Origin of the sequence: uncultured Ruminococcus sp., assembly GCF_946415235.1 — a bacterium.
In the GTDB taxonomy this organism is placed as follows: domain Bacteria; phylum Bacillota; class Clostridia; order Oscillospirales; family Ruminococcaceae; genus Ruminococcus.
Map to the genome: position 1 here is coordinate 1 of NZ_CAMKRR010000164.1, position 3,698 is coordinate 3,698.

The 3,698-nt window shown below is 41.6% G+C and carries 6 protein-coding genes; 3 read left to right on the forward strand and 3 right to left on the reverse strand.

Going from position 1 to position 3,698, the window contains the following annotated elements:
• A partial coding sequence (locus tag Q0R37_RS15385) for an HNH endonuclease signature motif containing protein (protein WP_294755493.1) occupies positions 1-122 on the forward strand: 122 nt, incomplete at its 5' end.
• A 1,044-nt stretch (positions 123-1,166) separates the two neighbouring features.
• On the opposite strand, the gene Q0R37_RS15390 is transcribed toward Q0R37_RS15385, so the two are convergent.
• Positions 1,167-1,379 (reverse strand): helix-turn-helix transcriptional regulator, encoded by a 213-nt coding sequence (locus Q0R37_RS15390; RefSeq protein WP_294755487.1) that lies wholly within the window; start codon positions 1,377-1,379, stop codon positions 1,167-1,169.
• 169 nt (positions 1,380-1,548) lie between these two features.
• Positions 1,549-1,872 carry a DUF4368 domain-containing protein gene (locus Q0R37_RS15395; protein WP_294755489.1) on the reverse strand — a complete coding sequence of 108 codons (324 nt, stop codon included), beginning with the start codon at positions 1,870-1,872 and terminating at the stop codon, positions 1,549-1,551.
• Between the two features lie 124 nt (positions 1,873-1,996).
• Between Q0R37_RS15395 and Q0R37_RS15400 the strand changes: the two genes are divergently transcribed.
• Both Q0R37_RS15400 and Q0R37_RS15405 read left to right on the forward strand, forming a co-directional pair.
• Positions 1,997-2,422 (forward strand): hypothetical protein, encoded by a 426-nt coding sequence (locus Q0R37_RS15400; RefSeq protein WP_294755490.1) that lies wholly within the window; start codon positions 1,997-1,999, stop codon positions 2,420-2,422.
• Positions 2,419-2,808, forward strand: coding sequence for an IS3 family transposase (locus tag Q0R37_RS15405; protein ID WP_294755491.1), 390 nt, complete (start codon positions 2,419-2,421; stop codon positions 2,806-2,808). The genes Q0R37_RS15400 and Q0R37_RS15405 overlap by 4 nt, the downstream gene beginning before the upstream one ends.
• Positions 2,809-2,946: 138 nt before the next feature.
• Here Q0R37_RS15405 and Q0R37_RS15410 read toward each other — a convergent pair.
• Positions 2,947-3,698 (reverse strand): dockerin type I domain-containing protein (locus Q0R37_RS15410; RefSeq protein ID WP_294755492.1); only part of this gene is annotated, 752 nt, incomplete at its 5' end.

Genomic DNA, 3,698 nt, shown 5'->3' on the forward strand with positions numbered 1-3,698 from the left:
AGGAACCAAACCTATTACTCGAAGTCGATCATATTATCCCAATTGCTAAAGGCGGCAAAACAGAAGCCAATAATCTCCAGACGCTCTGTTGGCGCTGCAACCGCGAAAAAGGAAAGAAATAGATTGCAAAAACAGGCGTAATGCGGTCCAGCACAGATAATAACTAAGCACTCATTGGAGGCGAGAAAGTATGCGGCTAAAAGACAACAAAGAACACGACGACCTAGAATGCATTGTAAAACTAGAAAACAACCGTATAGTCGCAATTAGCAAGGATGCTCGTATCCTAGAATACATTGACGGTAAGTGGGTTAAGCCTACGACTCCAGTTTATGGGGCGGACTTCTACGAAGGTAAACCGATAGGAATTGATAAACTACGGTCTATTCTATCCAAAGAGTAATATTTTTATTATAAGCATAATTTTGATTTTGAGTAAACTGAGTAATAATGAGTATATTGAGTTAAAATGAGTAAAATGACGCCAGCGAGGATATTATCTCCATTCTGACGTCTCATTACAAATCGAAAAGTGCTATGCAATTGTTTTGGGAAATGGCAGTAAAAACCCGCAACTTTTGCATAGCACTTTTCTTATCTATTTTACTCGATTTTTCGAGGTTTGTCAAGGGAAAAACAGAAAAAATTTGGAGCTGTATTGTTGTGCAGCTCATTTTTGTCCATTCGGAAATTTCGAGGTTCGCATTAGCTTTAGTTCGTCGGCGAATCCGTCGGCAAGTACATTTTTGCCTGTATTCGTCGGCGGTAAGTCGTCAGGTTCAACCTAAGAATTTCTCGATTTTTTGAGAAATGTACGGAATGCCAAGATTTTTTTGACGTCGGCAGTAAAGATTTGGGCGCAGAACCCGAAGGTTTCCTATGGATTTTGTTTACTTAGGTTAACAAACTGAATCAAAGATACAGAATATAGACAAAATTTTTGTTTACCATGGTAAACAAAAATTTTTAAAATAAAGAAAGCATACCACATCCACCACTAACAAGTGGCATAAGTGGTATGCTTTTTTCTTTTTCTCTGCGAAAAATAGATGTGTGGAAGGATACCTTCTGCCGACGATATTGACGACAATATCAACGATGCAAGTGATAAGCTTTGACAAAAAATAATACCACAAATGCCACCTATTCTAATGGCATTTGTGGTATTATTTGTATAGCTTCTTATTATCAGTGCGCTCTAAGATATAGTCCACAGAAACCTCATGGAAATCAGCAAGCTTTATTAGAATTTCTGTTGGAATATCCAGCTTTCCACGTTCATAATTGCTGTAAACACGCTGACTACAGTGAAGTATCTCTGCCAACTGTGTTTGAGTCATATCGCTATCTTCACGCAGATCACGAATTCTTCTGTACATAAAACAATCACCAGATATATTATACCTTAGTGTATTATCCACTATTGACTTTTAGTGGAAAATCCACTAAAATATTATAAAAAGAATACTTTGAAGGTGATTTTATGACTTGTACAATAATATCAACAGCAATTATGGAAGGTTCAATAGTTGTTTTTTATGCCCTCGATCATTCGAGGGCATTTCTTTTGTTGGTCAGCGGCTTGTCTATCAGCTTATAAAAGACATGGATCGTTCTCGGAAGGTTGCGGTGACCTGGGTGAGCATCGACCTTGATGTACTCGATAAGCTCCAGAGCCATTTCACGGGTGAGCTTCTTCGCTCCTGCGTAGGACTTCATACGGCGGATATACTCGTCCACATCACGCTCGTCCTGCCGTGTCGCTTCGGAACGCTTTCTTAGCTCGTCCTGTTCGGCGGTCAGCTTATCCTTCTCTGCCTGATACTTTTCAAGTAAGCCGATACACACCTTTTCGGGAACTTTGCCTGCCACCTTATCCTCGTATACGCTCTGGATAAGCCTGAGAGCAGACGATAGTCGGTGCTTGACTATATAATAAATGCGGTAAAATACTTCCTGCTTACTCAGCAGGAGTACCGCTGGAAGGAGCGTAATAATGACAAAGAATAAGAGAAACGGCGTTCAGGACCTCATCGGTCTTGAACGCTTTACTAATTACGGCGTGAAAACAGATAAGGCGGAGATAGTATTCTTCTCCGTTGAGCCGACAAATATCTCGGTGCTGTCTTCGGCTAACATCGAGATAAAGGTGCATGACCTGACAATAGTACTGTCGATGATACCTGACCTCGAGATAATAGCTATGGACAGTGCGGAGCGTTTCGACGGCAATAAATGGTACGTCAAAGAGCGATTACAGAAAGAGGAAAATCCTGCGGTAAGAGAACTGCTTCAGGCAGACCATGATTTTCTTGACGAAATACAGCTGGAAATGTCTTCAGCGAGACGCTTCATGTTCGCAGTAAGATTCAGACGTGAGAAACCCGAGCAGATATTGCTCTTGAAATGCGTGATAATATGAAAAAGGAACTCTGCATAGACACTGTAAAACAGCTGAGTGAGAAGTACGGCAGACTCGACGGAACTGTCCTTCACAGTGACCGTGGCTGCCAGTACACAAGCTATGCCTTCCGCAGGGAACTTGTTACAAACGGGCTAATCCAGAGCCTCAGCGGTACTGCTCACTGCTATGACAACGCCCGTATGGAGAGTTTTTTTGCCACACTTAAAAAAGAAAAGCTGTATCAGATGCCTACATACAGAATGAAACGTGAAGAGGTCAAAACTGTTATCTTCAGATACATCTTCGGCTACTACAATACGCAAAGGATCAACAGCTTTAATGCAGGCAGTCTCCCACCTGTGGCACTAGAATCTTCAACGGGGCTGGCTCATCACGCCGCCTGACTACTGCCTATCCAAGATTTTGGGTATTCTCCGACTGCACTTTTCTTGACAATTCCATTGTATATGTCAACGAAGATCCACTGCATACATAAAGTAAAGCTCTCCGGTATGTTGGAGAGCTTTATGTAGTGTCATATTTTATGCTTTTTCATTTAAAAACGCTTTGAAATCCGCAGTTCCTCCAGTAGAAAGATATGCATAGTATTGCAGAACTGCCGTTGCATCTGCCGCATCTATCTTTCCATCAGAATTCACGTCTGAAACACGCTGTTGTTCAGGATCAAGCTCAGACTTACCGCCGGTCGAAAGAATTGAATAGTTTATCAGAATTAGCGTTGCATCATTGGCGTCTATCTTATTGTCACCATTCGGATCACCAAAGGAATACTTGGTTGTTACTTGAGGTGTTGCTGTTGTTGTCGTTGTTGATGTAATCGTGGTTGTAGTCGGCTTTGCTGTTGTTGTCATGGTTGATGTAGTCGTGGTTGTAGTTGACTTTGCTGTTGTTGTCATGGTTGATGTAGTCGTGGTTGTAGTTGGCTTTGCTGTTGTTGTCGTTGTTGATGTATTCGTGGTTATAGTCGGCTTTGCTGTTGTTGTCGTTGTTAATGTAGTCGTGGTTGTAGTCGGCTTTGCTGTTGTTGATATTATAGCCTTTGTTGTGACAGTAGTTGTAGTGGTTGTCGTTGTTGTCGTAGTTTTTTTCTCGCCGAGTATCCTGATATAGCCGTTGTATATACCCTTAGTGAATACATAGGTCATCTGAAGTTTTCCTGCCTCGTCCTTATGACTGTTTATAAAGGTATCAGCTACTATGCCGTCGTCTGTATACGCCAAGCCTATGGGATAGACTTCACCCTGCTCAGCATTTTCGGGAACTATAAAATCAA

What these genes read in the sequence shown, in the direction of transcription:
- Q0R37_RS15390 (WP_294755487.1), bottom strand. Translation starts at nt 1,379, where the DNA reads ATGTACAGAAGAATTCGTGATCTGCGTGAAGATAGCGATATGACTCAA.
- Q0R37_RS15400 (WP_294755490.1), top strand. Translation starts at nt 1,997, where the DNA reads ATGACAAAGAATAAGAGAAACGGCGTTCAGGACCTCATCGGTCTTGAA.
- Q0R37_RS15405 (WP_294755491.1), top strand. Translation starts at nt 2,419, where the DNA reads ATGAAAAAGGAACTCTGCATAGACACTGTAAAACAGCTGAGTGAGAAG.